15 protein-coding genes are annotated in these 16,109 nt (G+C 67.4%); 12 read left to right on the plus strand and 3 right to left on the minus strand.

The window, feature by feature from the left end:
• The first annotated feature begins 1 nt into the window (after position 1).
• The 11 genes from uxaC to DM816_RS01565 all read left to right on the plus strand — a co-directional run bounded on the left by uxaC (position 2) and on the right by DM816_RS01565 (position 13,917).
• Positions 2–1,378 (plus strand): glucuronate isomerase, encoded by a 1,377-nt coding sequence (gene uxaC, locus DM816_RS01515; protein ID WP_117208216.1) that lies wholly within the window; start codon positions 2–4, stop codon positions 1,376–1,378.
• Positions 1,375–2,664, plus strand: a complete 1,290-nt coding sequence (locus DM816_RS01520) for an enolase C-terminal domain-like protein (protein ID WP_117208217.1) — start codon at positions 1,375–1,377, stop codon at positions 2,662–2,664. The genes uxaC and DM816_RS01520 overlap by 4 nt, the downstream gene beginning before the upstream one ends.
• Positions 2,649–3,935, plus strand: a complete 1,287-nt coding sequence (locus tag DM816_RS01525; protein ID WP_117208218.1) for a mannitol dehydrogenase family protein — start codon at positions 2,649–2,651, stop codon at positions 3,933–3,935. Before DM816_RS01520 ends, DM816_RS01525 begins: the two co-directional genes overlap by 16 nt.
• Positions 3,932–4,918, plus strand: coding sequence for a Gfo/Idh/MocA family protein (locus DM816_RS01530; RefSeq protein WP_117208219.1), 987 nt, complete (start codon positions 3,932–3,934; stop codon positions 4,916–4,918). Before DM816_RS01525 ends, DM816_RS01530 begins: the two co-directional genes overlap by 4 nt.
• 140 nt (positions 4,919–5,058) lie before the next feature.
• Complete coding sequence (locus DM816_RS01535; protein WP_117208220.1) at positions 5,059–6,315, plus strand: pectate lyase family protein; 1,257 nt, start codon at positions 5,059–5,061, stop codon at positions 6,313–6,315.
• 15 nt (positions 6,316–6,330) lie between these two features.
• A complete protein-coding gene (locus DM816_RS01540) occupies positions 6,331–6,825 on the plus strand; it encodes a hypothetical protein (protein ID WP_117208221.1) in 495 nt (164 codons plus the stop codon).
• A gap of 40 nt (positions 6,826–6,865) precedes the next feature.
• Entirely contained in the window at positions 6,866–8,416 is a 1,551-nt protein-coding gene (locus DM816_RS01545) for a pectate lyase family protein (RefSeq protein ID WP_117208222.1), read from the plus strand.
• Positions 8,413–10,011: a pectate lyase family protein gene (locus DM816_RS01550; protein WP_117208223.1), complete on the plus strand. Its 1,599-nt coding sequence runs from the start codon at positions 8,413–8,415 to the stop codon at positions 10,009–10,011. Before DM816_RS01545 ends, DM816_RS01550 begins: the two co-directional genes overlap by 4 nt.
• Positions 10,008–11,516, plus strand: coding sequence for a pectate lyase family protein (locus DM816_RS01555; RefSeq protein ID WP_117208224.1), 1,509 nt, complete (start codon positions 10,008–10,010; stop codon positions 11,514–11,516). Before DM816_RS01550 ends, DM816_RS01555 begins: the two co-directional genes overlap by 4 nt.
• Before the next feature lie 62 nt (positions 11,517–11,578).
• Positions 11,579–13,114 (plus strand): pectate lyase family protein, encoded by a 1,536-nt coding sequence (locus DM816_RS01560; RefSeq protein ID WP_425455201.1) that lies wholly within the window; start codon positions 11,579–11,581, stop codon positions 13,112–13,114.
• Between the two features lie 62 nt (positions 13,115–13,176).
• Positions 13,177–13,917 carry a DUF6807 domain-containing protein gene (locus DM816_RS01565; RefSeq protein ID WP_246001424.1) on the plus strand — a complete coding sequence of 247 codons (741 nt, stop codon included), beginning with the start codon at positions 13,177–13,179 and terminating at the stop codon, positions 13,915–13,917.
• Positions 13,918–13,954: 37 nt separating this feature from the next.
• Here the strand turns inward: DM816_RS01565 and DM816_RS01570 are convergent, their stop codons facing one another.
• A complete protein-coding gene (locus DM816_RS01570; protein ID WP_162906998.1) occupies positions 13,955–14,905 on the minus strand; it encodes a GNAT family N-acetyltransferase in 951 nt (316 codons plus the stop codon).
• Between the two features lie 64 nt (positions 14,906–14,969).
• Between DM816_RS01570 and DM816_RS01575 the strand changes: the two genes are divergently transcribed.
• Positions 14,970–15,338: a GatB/YqeY domain-containing protein gene (locus DM816_RS01575; protein ID WP_117208249.1), complete on the plus strand. Its 369-nt coding sequence runs from the start codon at positions 14,970–14,972 to the stop codon at positions 15,336–15,338.
• A gap of 10 nt (positions 15,339–15,348) precedes the next feature.
• On the opposite strand, the gene DM816_RS01580 is transcribed toward DM816_RS01575, so the two are convergent.
• Together DM816_RS01580 and DM816_RS01585 are read right to left on the minus strand one after the other, a co-directional pair.
• Positions 15,349–15,711: a hypothetical protein gene (locus tag DM816_RS01580; RefSeq protein ID WP_117208227.1), complete on the minus strand. Its 363-nt coding sequence runs from the start codon at positions 15,709–15,711 to the stop codon at positions 15,349–15,351.
• Positions 15,712–15,745: 34 nt separating this feature from the next.
• Positions 15,746–15,967, minus strand: coding sequence for a hypothetical protein (locus tag DM816_RS01585; RefSeq protein WP_117208228.1), 222 nt, complete (start codon positions 15,965–15,967; stop codon positions 15,746–15,748).
• Positions 15,968–16,109 lie beyond the last annotated feature (142 nt).

The following is a 16,109-nucleotide window of genomic DNA, read 5'->3' on the forward strand; positions in this document are numbered from 1 at the left end:
CATGCAGGACATCCTTTTTCCGGCCGATCCGGCCACCCGGGCGATCGCCCGCGAGCTCTACGGGCACGCCCGCGACCTGCCGCTGATCAGCCCGCACGGGCATGTGGACCCGGCGATCCTGGCGCAGGACAGCCCGTTTCCCGACCCGGCGCGGCTGATCATCTCGCCGGACCACTACCTGACTCGAATGCTTCTGAGCCAAGGGATCCCGCCGGGGGAGCTGGGCGTCAAACGGCTCGACGGTGGGCCGGTGGAGACCGACCCGAGGAAGATCTGGCGGACTTTCACCGACAACTGGCACCTCTTCCGCGGTACACCATCGAGATTGTGGTTGGAAAAGACGCTCACCGAGGTCTTCGGAATCACCACACCGATGGGATTCGACGTCTACGACGAGCTCGCCGAAAAACTGGAGCAGCCCGCCTACCGGCCGCGGGCGCTGTTCCAGAAGTTCAACCTGGAGGTGCTCGCCACCACCGAGTCCCCATTGGACAGCCTGGCCAGTCACGCCAAGCTGGCCGAGGAGGGCTGGGGCAAGCGGGTCATCACCACGTTCCGGCCGGACGATGTGGTCGACATGGACTGGATCGGCTGGGCCGACCGGGTCGCGCGGCTGGGTGAGGTGTCCGATTGCGACACTTCGACCTTCACCGGGTACCTGGAAGCCTTGCGCAAGCGCCGCAGGTTCTTCATCGAGCACGGTGCGACGTGCTCGGACCACGGCCACCCGACCGCGCAGATCGCCCCTGCGGAGGATGCGGCGGCGATTTTTCAGCGCGCGCTGCGCGGTCAGGTGAGCGAGCGGGAGGGGGAGACCTTCCGTGCACACATGCTGCACGAGTTCGCTCGCATGTCGCTTGAGGACGGTCTGGTGATGCAACTGCACCCGGGTTCGGTGCGCAATCACAACCGCTTCCTGCACCGCACCTACGGGCGCGACACCGGCGGCGACATTCCACAAAGGACGGAATACACGGCCGCGCTCAAGCCGCTGCTGGACGCCTACGGGCACGATCCGCGGCTGCGCATCGTCGTGTACACATTGGACGAGTACACCTACACGCGGGAGCTGGCCCCGCTCGCCGGCGGCTATCCGTCGCTGTTCCTCGGTGCGCCGTGGTGGTTCCTGGACGCGCCCGAGGCACTGCGCCGCTGGCGCGAGGCCGTCACCGAGACCGCGGGCTTCTACAACACGGCCGGGTTCGTCGACGACACCCGCGCCTACTGCTCCATCCCGGTCCGCCACGATGTGGCGCGCCGCATCGACGCCGGGTTCCTCGCCCGCCTGGTCGCCGAGCACCGGCTCGGGCTCGACGAGGCCGCGGAGACCATGGCCGATCTCGCCTACCACCTGCCAAAGAGGATCTTCAAAGTATGAGAATCGTTTCGTACGAGGTGCATGATGTCCGCTTCCCGACGGCTGCGGCGGGGGACGGGTCGGACGCCATCAACCGGGGCGACTACTCGGCCGCCTACGTGTCGCTACACACCGACGGCGGGCCCAGCGGCGACGGGTTCACGTTCACCAATGGGCGCGGCAACGAAATCGCCTGTGCCGCAATCCATGCGCTGGCACATCACGTGGTGGGCCGGACGATCGAGGAGATCGCCGCGGAGCCGGTGAAGTTCTGGCGCTCGCTCACGGCGGACGTGCAGCTGCGCTGGCTCGGGCCGGAAAAGGGCGTCATCCACATGGCGACCGGTGCGCTCGTCAACGCAGTATGGGACCTTCGGGCCAAGCTTGAGGGCAAGCCGATGTGGCGGCTGCTGGCGGAGATGCCCAGCGAAGAGCTCGTGCGCAACATCGACTTCCATCACATCGTGGACGCGCTCACTCCCGACGAGGCACTGTCGCTTTTGGAGTCGCGCCAGGTTGGCTATGCGCAACGGCTTTCGGTGTTGGAGCGCGACGGCTTCCCGTCCTACACGACGTCTGTCGGCTGGCTCGGTTACCCGGACGAGCAGGTGAAGTCGCTTACGCAGGCCGCTTACGACGCGGGCTTCCGCGCGATGAAGATGAAGGTCGGCGGGCCGATCGAAGACGACGTGCGCCGGGCCGGGCTGATCCGCAGCGTGATCGGCGACAACGCGCTGCTGATGATGGACGCCAACCAGGTGTGGGACGTGCCAGAGGCCATCGCCAACATGTCTGCGCTGAAGGAGTTTGACCCTTACTGGATCGAGGAGCCGACGCATGCCGACGATGTCCTCGGGCACGCGGCTATCGCCAAGGCGGTGGCGCCGATCCGGGTCGCGACCGGTGAGGTGGCCGCCAACCGGGTGATCTTCAAGCAGCTGCTGCAGGCCGGCGCGATCGGCGTGTGCCAGGTGGACGCGTGCCGGGTCGGCGGGGTCAACGAGGTGCTCGCGACGCTGCTCATGGCGGCCAAGTTCGACGTGCCGGTGTGCCCGCACGCGGGCGGTGTCGGCCTGTGTGAATACGTGCAGCACCTGGCCATGTTCGACTACCTGCGGGTGGGCGGCTCGATGGCCGACCGGATGATCGAGTATGTGGATCATCTGCACGAGCACTTCGAGGACCCGATCACCGTGGTCGGCGGGCGCTACCGGCCGCCGGTCAAGCCCGGCTACTCGGCGACGCTGAAGCCCGCATCCATAGCCGAGTTTTCCTTTCCGGACGGCCCGGTATGGCGACACGGCTGAGCAGGCAATCCGCCCTGCCCGAGGCGTGCCGGCCGCTGGTCGAGCCGGGCTCGTTCGCGGCCGGGATCGTACATCTTGGCCTCGGCGCGTTTCACCGGGCGCATCAAGCGGTATATACGGAAGCAGCGATGGCGCGATCCGGCGGCGACTGGGGCATAGTCGGGGTCGCGCCTCGCTCCTATTCCGTGCTCGCCGCCCTGTCCGAACAGGACTATCTGTTCAGCGTGGTGACGCTGTCGCAGTCGCTGGCGGGCACGCGAGCGGTCGCGGCGATGAGCGGGGGCGTGCACGCGGGCAGCAACCCGGCCGGTGTGATCAAGCTGCTGGCCGATCCGGCGATCAAGGTGGTCACGCTCACCGTGACCGAGAAGGCGTACCGGCCGGAGTCGGAAATGATGCGCCTGCTCGTCGCCGGGCTGAGGGTCCGGTGCGGGGCGCCCGTCACGATTTTGAGTTGCGACAACCTGCCGTCCAACGGGCGCGTGCTGGAGGGCGTCGTGCGCGGGCTGGCCCCCGAGCTGTCCCACGTGACGTTCCCATCGTGCATGGTGGACCGGATCGTCCCCGCCACCACGCAATCCACTTTGGACCGTGCCGTGGCCGACATGGGCTACGCCGATCTGGCGGCGGTCGCCGCGGAGCCGTTCCTGCAGTGGGTCATCGAGGACGACTTCGCCGCGGGGCGGCCCGACTGGCCCGCGCAGTTCACCGGCGACGTGACCCCGTGGGAGCACATGAAGCTGCGCGCGCTCAACGGCGTGCACAGCGCGCTGGCCTACCTCGGCGCGCTGGCCGGATGCACCTACATCTGGGAGGCGTTGCGCCTGCCCGGCATGGCCGAGTTGCTGCGCCAGTATGTCGCGACCGAGGTGGCCGTCTCGTTTGACCCGCCGGACGGCGAAGACGTTGTGGCGTATGGCGAGAGTGTGCTGAATCGCTTCGCCAACGCCGAGCTTGGTCATAAGACCCTTCAAGTCGCCATGGATGGTACCCAGAAACTGCCGCAGCGGTTGCTCTGTGTGCTCAACACCGTGCCCAACCCGCGCCTTGCGACGCTGATCGCCGCCGCCTGGGCCGAGTTCGCCGCGAGCGACACCCAGCCGCTCGACGATCCGCTGGCCGACGTCATCAAGGCCGACGCCTCGACCGAGGCGCTGTTCGGTGAGGCCGGCCTGCTGCCCGTGCACGACGCGCAGCGCCGCGCGATGATCGACGGCTGGCGGCGGGAGATCGCCAAACACGGTCCGGCTGAGGTGGTGCGGGTCGCATGACGCGGGTGGCATTGATCGGCGCGAACGGGCATGGGGTTCACCATCGCGAGGTCGTCACGGACGAGCCCCTGGCGGAGCTCGTCGGGCTGTCTGATGTGAGCGAGGTGCACGACCCGCCGGTGGGCGTGCCGGTGTTCACCGACGCGGACGTGATGCTCAAGTCTGTCGAGCCCGACGTCGTCATCGTCTCCACGCCGCCCGCCACCCATCTGCCGCTCGCTGTCGCGGCATTGCGCGCCGGTGCGGATGTGTTGCTGGAGAAGCCGCCCGTGCTGGATCTGGCGCAGCACGAGGCGTTGTCAGCCGTGGAGTCCGAGACCGGGCGCGTGGTGCAGGTGGGCTTCCAGGCGCTGGCGTCGCCGGACCTGCCGCGCCTGCGCGAGTACCACGCGGACGTTTCCGTTGTAGGGGCGTGGTTCCGCGACAGCGAGTACTGGACACGCTCCCCGTGGGCCGGGCGGCCCCCGCTCGACGGCGCGCTGCGCAATCCCTTCGCCCACGCGATAATGCAGGCCCTCGCGGTCGTCGACGCGCCACCAGTGCGGGTCGAGGTGGCGTGGGCCCGGTCGCGCGGTGACATCGAGGTCGACGACATTTCCACGCTGCGGCTGGGATTCGCCGACGGGCGGCGCGTCCTGGTTGGCGTGTCGCTGGCCTCCGACGAGGAGTTCATCGACGGCGAGCTGCGCACCGGTCCGGAGGTGGTGAACTTCCGCGAGTTCGAAGGGGTGTCATTGCTGCACAACCTGATCCAGCACCGGCTGTCCGATGTGGAGCTGCTCGCGCCGCTGGCGCTCACGCGCGGATTCACCGCTGTGGTCGAGGCTCTGGGCGCGCTGCCGGCACCCGGTTTGCTGAAGGGAGCGCCGGCCGGGATCGCCGGGATTCTGCGCCGCTGTGCGGCGGATTTCGCCCTGCTGAACGAGATCGAAGCCCCCTGGACTGCAAACGCGACGGGCGGTGCTGCAAATATCGCCGACTGACCCGGGCATGACTTTTTGAATAGGCGCAGGTAAGCCGGTTGTAGGGTCCGGAGACAATCCTTATCGCGCACTATCGGCTGCAACATTCCTGCATATCGAATCCATTGACTTCGCTGGTCACGGCTTTCTAGTTTCGCATTATGCGAAACCTGGCTGTAATAGTCGTGGCTGTGCTGACGCCATTCGCGTTAGCCTCCCCCGCTCCCGCTGCCCACGGCGGCGGTCAAGGGAACCTCACTGAACATTTCGCCCGGCAGACATTGCCGCCCAATGACGGATGGGCGGCATCGGGCGCGGGGACCACGGGCGGCTCGGCCGCCGCCACCATCACGACCGTCCAAACGCGAGACCAGCTCGCGGCCGCGGTGGCCGGCGACTCGCCAAAAATCGTGCTGGTAAAGGGAGTGATCGAGGGCCCGGCATGTGACGGGCTCGCCGATCCCGCCTACTCGCTGGAGGCTTTCCTGGCCGCGTATGACCCCGCGGTCTGGGGCCGGGTCAACCCCAGCGGGCCGCTGGAGGAGGCACGGCTGCGGTCCGTGGCCAACCAGAAGGCGCTCACCGAAATCAAGGTCGGTCCAAACACGACGATCGTCGGCGCCCGCGGGGCCACGCTCAAGCGGCTCACGCTGATGATCGACCGTGCGCCGAATGTCATCGTGCGCAACCTGAACCTGCAGGACGCGGCCGACTGCTTCCCGCGGTGGAGCCCGACCGACGGGTCCACGGGCAACTGGAACTCCGAGTACGACCTGATCTCGGTGCGCCGGTCCACCAACGTGTGGATCGACCACTGCACGTTCAGCGACGGTGACAACCCGGACTCCAACCAGCCGGTCCACTTCGGACGGCCGTATCAGGTGCACGACGGCGCGCTGGACATCACGCACACGGCCAACCTGGTGACGGTGTCGTGGAACGTGTTCACCAACCACGACAAGACCATGCTGATCGGGTCCAGTGACACGGTCGGCCCGGACGTGGGCCTGCTCAACGTCACGTTGCACCACAACGTGTTCGACGGAGTCGGCCAGCGCATCCCCCGCGTGCGGTTCGGCAAGGTGGACCTCTACAACAACTACTACAAGCTCCGTGAGCCGTTCGACTACGCCGTCGGCGTGGGCATCCAATCGGCGGTCTACATGGAGAACAACTACTTCCGGCTCGCGGAGGACGTGCCAACGGACACGATCCTGCGTGACTGGAAGGGCACGACGTTGACGGAGATCGGCTCGCGGGTCAACGGCCAACCGGTCAGCCTGCTCGACGCGTACAACGCCACGCACGACCCCGACTTCGGGTCCGACGCCGGGTGGACCCCGGTGTTGCGGGCACACGCCCCGCACCCGACGGTGGTCGTGCCGATCCTGACCAGATTCCTGGCGGGAGCGCATTGATACGGAGGTAACCGCATGAATGCGAGGCTGTCCATCGCTGCGGTAGCAGCGACCGCCCTGGTCAGCATCGGGTTCCTACTCAGCGGCGCGCACGCGGTCACGCCGTTCTCAGACGACTTCGAGGACGGCAACACCAGCGGATGGTCCCAGTCCGGTGGTCAGTGGTCCGTGGTCGCCGAGTCATGGCTGACACCGACTGTCCGGCTGTTCGCCGGGAGCTCCGGTTGGATCAGCTACACGGTCGAGGCCCGCGTCAAGCCGACCGCCCTCACCGGCGTCGGCTCTTTCGCGGGCATCGCCGCACGTGCCGCTCTCGGCAGCAACAGCGCGATCGCCTCGGGCCGCAGGGGCGTCCTCACCGACCAGGCCACTGCCCAGTTCGACGATGCGAAGGTCACGGACACGGCCGACCCCGGACCCACGACTCTGACAGCCCCGCCCGACACGGCGCCCGCGGGGCCAACCTCGACGGCCGGCTCGACCCCGCACGGCGGTGCCGGCCGCGACTGACGTTCAGCAATCCCTTCCTACGTCCCAAGAGAAGGTACGCATGAAACTCAAACTCACCCTAGCCACGGCGACCTCGGCGGCGGTTGTCGCCGCGATGGTCGTTGTGATGAGCTCGGGCGCGAACGCGGCAACGCTGTTCTCGGACAACTTCGACGACGGGAATGCCAACGGCTGGACCAGGTCCGGCGGTTCGTGGTCGGTGATGTCCGGAGCCTACGCGCAGACCGGCACGAGCTCGGACGCCAAGGCCCAGGCGGGCTCCACGACCTGGACCACGCAATCAGTGACGGCCCGGGTGCGGCCGACATCGTTCGGCACGAATTCCTCTCGTGCCGTGGGTGTCGTGGCGCGGGCGCAGAGCTCGTCGAACTACTACTCGCTCGTGCTGACCCCGGGCGGCGCCCAGCTGCGCCGCGGCGCGACGGTGCTCGCGTCCGCATCGTTGGCCGTGTCGACGGGTACCTGGTACACGTTGACGCTCAATGCCGGCTCATCGACATTGACGGGCCTGGTCAACGGAGTGCAGGTGGTCAACGCGACCGACAGCAGCTACGCGTCGGGCAGGGTCGGGTTCGTCAGCACGTACGCCGCAGCGACGTTCGATGATCTGGTGGTCACCGACGCGCCCGGCACGACCCCGACCGGTTCGCCGTCGCCGTCCACGTCCAGCAGCCCACCGGCACCCGGCACGTGCAACACATCCGGCACGGCCGACGGCCACGCGACCGGCACGACCGGTGGCGCGGGCGGCCCGAAGGTCGAGGTCGACACGGCCGGCGAGCTGATCAGCGCGATCGGCCAGTCCGGCCCGCTGCAGATCTGCGTGCGCGGCATGATCACACTCCCGGCCGGGATGTATGACGTGACGTCGCACAAGACGATCGTCGGCATCGGCGACAACTCCGGTATCACGGGCGGCGGGTTCAACATCGGCCTGCCGATCAGCGACGTGACCACGCCGCCGGCCAACGCGGTACACAACGTCATCATCCGCAACCTGATATTCCGCAACGCTTCCGACGACTCGATCAACGTGCAGATGTTCTCCCACCACATCTGGATCGACCACAACGACCTTGCCTCGGGCTACGACGGCCTGATCGACATCAAGCGGGGATCGACCAACGTCACGGTCTCCTGGAACCACCTGCACAACCACACCAAGACGATGCTGCTTGGCCACGACGACAACAACGGTGCGCAGGACACCGGCCGGCTCAAGGTGACCTACCACCACAATTGGCACAACCGGACCCCGCAGCGCAACCCGCGGGTGCGCTACGGCGAACCCGTGCACATCTACAACAGTTACTTCGTCTACAACACCGACACCGGGCCCGCCTGCCAGGTTTACTCCGGCTGCGTGGTTGAGGGCAACTACTTCGAGGACGTCGAGGAGCCCGTGACCAACACCTACTCCGGACCGGCGGGGCGTTGCGTGGCACGCAACAACGTCTTCGTCGGCGAGTCCGGCACGCCGGAGTGCTCCGGCACGGTGCAGGAGCCCTCGACGTACTACTCGTACAGATTGGACGATCCCAACCAGGTGAAGGCGATCGTCATGGCCGGAGCAGGGGTGGGCAGGATATGAGAGCCAAAGTCATCGTCGCCGTCACCACGGCCGTCGTCACCGCGACGGCCCTGTGGATGGGCACGGCCAACGCGGCAACGCTGTTCAGCGACGACTTCAACGACGGCAACGCCGACGGCTGGACCAGGTCCGGCGGCACGTGGGTCGTTTCGTCGGGTGCCTACACGCAGACCGGCACGGGTTCGGACGCCAAGGCCCAGGCGGGCTCCACGTCATGGACCGCGCAATCGGTCACGGCCCGGGTGCGGCCCACCGCGTGGGGCTCCAACTCCAACCGCGCGGTCGGCGTCGCGGCGCGAGCCACGGGCCTGTCCACCTTCTACTCGCTCGTGCTCACCCAGAGCGCGGTGCAGATCCGGCGGGGGACAACGGTTTTGACCTCGGCGTCGTTCTCCGTGTCGACCGGCACGTGGTACACCTTGAAACTCAACGCGAGCGGCCAAGGGCTGACCGGTTTCGTGAACGGCGGCCAGGTGCTGTCCACTGTGGACGGCGCGCTGGCGTCCGGCCGGGCCGGGTTCGTGGCCGGCTACGCGGCGGCCCAGTTCGACGACATCCTGGTGACGGATGAGGCCGGGCCCAGCCCGTCGCCCAGCGCGTCCTCGCCGAACCCGTCGCCGTCGGTGTCCCCGTCCGGCTCACCGTCGCCTACCCCGTCGGTGTCCATCCCGCCGATGCCCAATGTGGCCGACGGCTACGCCGGCGTCAACGCGTGGGGCCAGAACGGGACATCGGGCGGCGCCGGAGGGTCCACTGTGGACGTCAACAGCGCGTCGGCGTTCCTGTCGGCGATCGCCAACCCCAACCCGCTCGTCATCCGGGTCAACGGGATGATCTCGCTGCCCGGACCCATGCACGACGTGACGTCGCACAAGACCATCATCGGGGTCGGGGCCAACTCCGGTCTCACGGGTGGCGGGCTCAACATCGGCCTGCCGCTGAGCGACAGCATCACCTCGCCGCCGGCCAACGCGGTGCGCAACGTCATCGTCCGGAACCTGAATATCACCAACTGCCCGGACGACTGCATCAATGTGCAGATGTTCTCGCACCACATTTGGATCGATCACAACCAGCTGGGCAACCAGAACGACGGCGCGCTCGACGTCAAGCGCGGATCGAGCTATGTGACCATTTCGTGGAACCGGTTCGCCAACAGCGACAAGAACATGCTGCTGGGTCACGACGATTCCAACGACGCGCAGGACGTCGGCCGGCTGAAGGTCACCTATCACCACAACTTCCTCGACGGCTCCAATCAGCGCAACCCACGGGTGCGCTTCGGCGAGCCGGTGCACATCTACAACAACTACTACCTCCACATCACCGGCTATGGCGCGGCCTCGCAGATGAACGCCTGCCTCGTCGTGGAGAACAACTACTTCGACGACGTGGAGAAGCCCACGCGCAACGATGTCGGCGGCACCGCCGGGCGGATCGAGGCGCGCGGAAACATCAATGTGAATACCGAGGATCCGATCGTCACCGCCGGCTCGTGCACCTCCCAGCCGAGGGACTACTACTCCTACACGCTGGACCCGGCCGCGAACATTCCGGCCCTCGTGAGCGCCGGGGCGGGGGTGGGCAAGATATGAACCGAAAAGCCCTTATCGCTGCCGCGGCCGCCGTGGTCACCGCTGTCGGGTTATTTGTCGGTACCGCTAACGCCGCAACGCTGATCGAAGACAACTTCAACGACGGCAACGCGTCCGGATGGACCACGTCGGGCGGCTCGTGGTCGGTGGCGGCCGGGGCCTACGAGCAGACGGGCACCGGCTCGGATGCCAAGGCCCTGGCCGGATCGACGTCGTGGACCAACTATTCGGTGCAGGCACGGGTGCGGCCCAACGCTTTCGGGTCCAACTCGGCGCGTGCGGTCGGGGTCTCGGCGCGGGCACAGAGCCTGTCGAACTTCTACTCGTTCGTGCTCACTCCATCGGGGGCACAACTGCGCCGGGGCACCACGGTGCTCGCATCGGCGTCGCTGAGCGTGTCGGCCGGCACGTGGTACACGTTGAGCCTCAACGTGTCCGGGCCCTCGCTCAGCGGGTCGGTCAACGGGACGCAGGTCGTGTCCACTTCGGACTCTACCTACGCCAACGGGCGCGCCGGGTTCCACTCCAGCTACGGCAGCGCGAGTTTCGACGATATCGTGGTGTTCACCGGCACGGCGCCCTCGCCAACGGCAACGTCGTCGCCGACACCGACCGGCTCACCGATCCCGGAGCCGCCGGCCGGACAGCCGGACGGGTTCGCGATCGGCACCACGGGCGGCGCCGGCGGGCCGACCGTCACCGTCACGAACGCCGCGCAGCTGGCCGACTACGCGGGGCGCGCCGGGCCGTACAACATCATGGTTTCAGGCACCATCTCCACGTCCGACATGATTACCGTGGTGGCCAACAAGAGCATCATCGGTGTCGGGTCGACCGCGCACATCACCGGCGGCGGGCTGCAGATGGGTTCGACCACGCGGCCGGGCCACAACGTGATCATCCGGAACATCAAGTTCAGCAACGCGTCGGACGACTCGATCAGCGTGACCAACGGCGCGCGCGGGGTGTGGATCGACCACAACGAGTTCCTGCCTGGATCGGACGGGTCGCTGGACATCAAGCGCCAATCGACCAACGTCACCGTCTCATGGAACGTCTTCCACGGCACCGACAAGTCGATGCTGCTCGGGCACTCCGACACGGCCACGGTCGACGTCGGGTACCTGAAGGTGACCTACCACCACAACTACTTCAACGGCTCCAACCAGCGGCACCCGCGGGCACGCTTCGGCGACCCCGTGCACGTGTACAACAACTACTACCGCAACATCGGCCTGTACGGCATCGCGTCCACACAGAACGCGGGCGTGCTCGTGGAGGGCAACTACTTCGAGAACGCGCAGACGCAATCGTGCTGGTCGGCCACGCCGTATGGCGACTCCGACATCCCGGGGCGGCTGGTGCAGCGCAACAACATTTTCGTCAATTCCGGCCCGTGTGAGGTCAACGGCAGCGTGGCACCCATACCGTACGGCTACACGCTCACCCCGACCTCGTCCGTGCCGTCCGTCGTGACCTCGGGAGCGGGAGTGGGGAAGATATGAGCGAGGGCTTGCCCCGAGTGAATCGGCAGGCGCGCACCGCGCAGCGCAGCGCAGGGATGCCATTGAGGGTCCTTGCCGCCATCGCATCGGCGGCGGCGGTGCTGGTGGTGGCCACACTTGCGAGTGTGGCCACCGCGGCCCCGCTTTTCGCCGACAACTTCGACGACGGCAATGCCAACGGCTGGACGACGTCGGGTGGGTCGTGGTCGGTGTCGTCCGGCGCCTATCAACAGACCGGGACGAGCTCGGATGCGCGGGCTCGGGCCGGGTCGGCCTCGTGGGCGAACTACACGGTTTCGGTGCGGGTGCGGGCCAACGCGTTCAACGGGTCGAACCGGTTTGTCGCGGTGCTCGCGCGGGCGCAGTCCAACACGAGTTACTACTACGTGGCGTTGCGCAGCAACAACACGGTCGAGTTGAAGAAGCTCGTGAACGGGTCGGCCACGACGCTCGTGGCGACGTCGGTCAATGTGTCGATCGGCACGTGGTACACGTTGACGCTACGTGTTGACGGGTCAACATTGACAAGTCAGGTCAACGGTGGGTCGACATTGACCGCCTCGGACAGTCAATACGCGAGCGGGCAGATCGGTGTGGCCACGTTCAACGCGAGCGCCACGTTCGACGACGTCAACGTGGAGTCGGGCACGACCCCGCCCTCGCCGTCGGCCTCGCCCTCCGCTTCGCCCACGTCGTCGCCCAGCCCGTCGCCCTCGGTGTCGCCCACCGGGTCGCCGCAGCCGCCCGCCGGACAGCCCGACGGGTTCGCGGCCGGCACCACCGGTGGCGCGGGCGGCCCGACGGTCGTGGTGCGCACGACCAACGAACTGCTCACGGCGATCGACACGATCGGCCCGCTGAACATTCACGTGCAGGGGACCATCAACATCACGAGCAAGCAGGGCGTCCGTCCAAACAAGACGATCCTCGGGCTCGGATCCACCGCCACGATCAACGGCGGCGGGTTCGACTTCTATCGTTCGTACAACGTCATCATCCGCAACCTCACCTTCACGAACGCGGAAGACGACGCGGTCAACGTCGGCCAGAACTCGCACCACATCTGGATCGACCACAACCGTTTCGTGTCACCGGTCGACGGCGCCATCGACATCGTGCGCGGGTCCGAGTACGTGACCGTGTCGTGGAACCACTTCGACCACACCGACAAGTCGATGCTCATCGGCCACTCCGACAGCAACTCGGGTGAGGACACCGGCCACCTGAAGGTGAGCATCCACCACAACTGGTTCGACAACAGCCGGCAACGGCACCCGCGGGTGCGCTTCGGCGAGCCCGTGCACGTGTACAACAACTACTTCCTGAACAACGAGCTCTACGCGGTCGCGTCGACGATGAACGGTGGCGTGCTCGTGGAGGGCAACTACTTCCAGAACGTGCCCTTCCCGTGCTACTCGGCCAGCGGCTACGCCGAGAGCGGGCCGGGCCGGCTGGTGCAGCGCAACAACATCTTCACAGGGTCCGGCGCGTGCGAGGTGAACGGCTCGGTGGCCGCACCACCGTACTCGTACACGCTGACACCGACCGCGAACGTGCCTTCCGTTGTCATGGCGGGGGTTGGGGTCGGTAAGCTGTGATTTCTCGTGCCGGCCGCACACCGCGCCGTGCGGCCGGCGCTCTGGATTTTTGGGGGTGCCTGGTGGAGCTTGAGGTCAACGGGCGGTCCGTCGCGACGTATGTGGTGGAGGAGCCGCGGCCCTACCTGCATCCGATGAGGACACTGGGTGGGGTGGTGGTGACCGACGTCGAGCCCGAGGACCACAAGTGGCACATGGGGCTGTCGCTCGCCGTGCAGGACGTCAACGGCACCAATCTGTGGGGCGGGCGGACCTATGTGCGCGGGCAGGGATACACGTGGCTCGACGACCACGGCACCATGACGCATGAAGGGTTCGATCACGCCGACGCGGGCCGGATCGTGCAGCGGCTGACGTGGCGCGACAAGGACGGCAAACCTTTGCTGCACGAACTGCGCACCATCACGGCGTCCGCCGTCGACTCGGCCAGCTGGGCGCTGGAGCTGAAATGGGCGCTGACCGCCCCCGAGCGGGTCGTGTTCGGCAGCCCGACCACCAACGGGCGGGAGTGGGGCGCGGGCTACGGCGGGTGCTTCTTGCGTATAGCGCCAGGCCCTTCGCCCGTCGTGACCGCGGGCTCGTTGACCGGCGAGGACGAAGTCAACGGCAGCGACGACCCGTCACTGGAGTGGCGCTCGCCCGAATTCCGGCTGCACATGACGTCCGGCCCGCGCTGGTTCGTGCGCACGAGCATGTATCCGGGAGTCTGCGCGGCCTGGGCGTTCGACCAGGTGATGGTCATCGAGGCGGGCGACACCTGGGAGGGCGCGTTCCGCCTGGTGGTCTCGGACGTAAGTTCATGATCGACGCGCGGGGGGCGGCGGCTGGGGTGGGTGAGGGCTAGGTGGGAAGGGTTTTTCGCCAGACGTCAATGGTGAGAACTTCTCGCATGCCTGCGCGCTGGTAGAGGCCGAGTGCTGGGCGTTGCGGGTTGGTGTCCACGTGCAGGACCGTCCCCACGCGCCCGTCGGCGGCGTCGGCCGCGAAGGCGTACCGCAGCAAAAATCCGGCAAGGCCGCGGCGCCGGAAGCCGGGAAGGGTGCTCAGCGACAGGACATAGCCGCAGTTGAGATCCGGCACGAAGTTGTTGGTGCGGATCAGCGCCGCCGCCGCCACGCCGTCGACATAGGCCACGTGGACCATGCGCCAGTCGTGCGAGCTGTTGGCCTCCCGTTCGGCCACCCAATCCTCGAACGTGCGCTCCACCGCGCCGAAATGGTCGGCGAATGCCGTCTGCCGCACCGTGAACGCGTCTCGCCGGATGTCCGCCGAATCCGCGGCGTCGCGCAGCTCGACCCCGTCGGGCAGCGGCGGGTAGGGCACGGGCCGGTCGTGGTCGATGCGCATGCGCAGGAACGTGGTCGCCACGGACAGCCCGTCGCGCTCGGCGAGACCGCGCACGAGCTCGTCCTTCGGGGACAGGCCAACGTCGATGGTGACCCGCGGATGGCCCAGCTCGCGGGCGATCTCCTTGGCCCGCAGCACCGCCTGCTCCCACAGAAACGGCGCGATCCGATCATGCCCGGGCACCACGTAAACCGCCACGTCCACGTTGTCGCTTTGGCCCTTGCGGCACACCCAGCCATAACCGACCGGCTCTCCCGCCTCGGTGCGCACGAGCCACCCATCGGTCTCCGCGCTCCACGCCGGCTCGTTCAGCTCGTCGATCACGTCGTCGAGCGTGGCGTTGGCATCCCCGACCAGCGGCACGTTGTGCGCGGTCTCGATGGCCAGGATGTCCCGCGCGTCGCCGAGGCCGGGCCGGCGGACCAGGTAACCGTCAAGTTGCATCCCGACAGTCTGCGCGGCCCCATTGCCAAGCGCCACCGAATAATTCGCGGGTAGTATCGCGCGGGTGTCCACTGACCTTGCCCCACCGCTTCGGCAGCGCCTGCGTTCGGCGCTCACCGCCGCCATGAAGGCCCGCGACTCCGTGGCGGTGCCCGCGCTGCGCTCGGCCCTGGCCGCCATCGACAACGCGGAGGCCGTGGCGCACGATGCGGTCGAGGCCCGCAACCTCGCCATCGAGACGACGCCGGTCGGCGCGGGCACCACCGAGATGGCCCGCCGCGTGCTGACCGAGGCCGATGTCTTGGCGATCGTGCGGGCCGATGTGGCCGAGCGGGAGGCGGCGGCGCTCGGCTACGAGCGGGCCAACCAGCCTGAGCGCGCCCAACTGCTGCGCGCCCAGGCCGAGGTGTTGTCGGCGCATCTTCCCGCTTAGGCGGCCCCTGTCACTCACACGACCAGACGGTCGACACGAAGCGGTCCGGATATGACGTCGTGCCGATGACCGTCCTGCCGTCCTCACTCACCCAATCGACATAGGTGGGGAAGTCGGGATCGGCTCCCTGCGGGACCGGGACTCGCAGGGCGCGGTCGAGTTCCGGAGACACGATCGTCGTGCCGAAGGTGATCCAGCCCGAGGCCGTCATGCGCATGTGCTTGGCCTCGACCGAGCGCAGCGTGGTGATCTTGCCGGTGTCCAGGTCCCAGCGTGCCGGGATCTGGGTCGGGTCACTGTCGGTCGGGGGCTCAAGGAACGCGAACCCGACCGCATGCCCGCCGTGGACGGCGGCCGCGTGTGCTGCGGCCAAGCCGGCCGTTACTTCGAGGGCCCGGCCGGTACCGTCAGGAGCCCAGACATAGGGCTGACCTTCGTTGGGGTGCCTGTCTCGCGGGCGACCGGACTTCGGGTCGACGCCCGGAAACACGATAAAGCGCGGTGATCGTGCTCTGCACGATGTCCTCGGCCTGATGCACGTTGCCGCACAACAGATACGCCGCCCGGTTGAGTACCGCAAGCCGCGCCTTCACATAATCCACGTAGGCCTGTTCGGCGTCGGCGCGCACGAATCACATCCCTTCCACACACGTTGCACTGCCATCTGAACGTGCCCGGCAGGGCCGGAGGACGCAGTCAGGACATCTGCCGAATGTCAGGCTGTGAGGCGCCACCGGCGGCCAATCACCGACACGGCCAAGCCCAGCAGCA

It is taken from the genome of Allorhizocola rhizosphaerae (assembly GCF_003426775.1).
GTDB classification, from domain to species: domain Bacteria; phylum Actinomycetota; class Actinomycetes; order Mycobacteriales; family Micromonosporaceae; genus Allorhizocola; species Allorhizocola rhizosphaerae.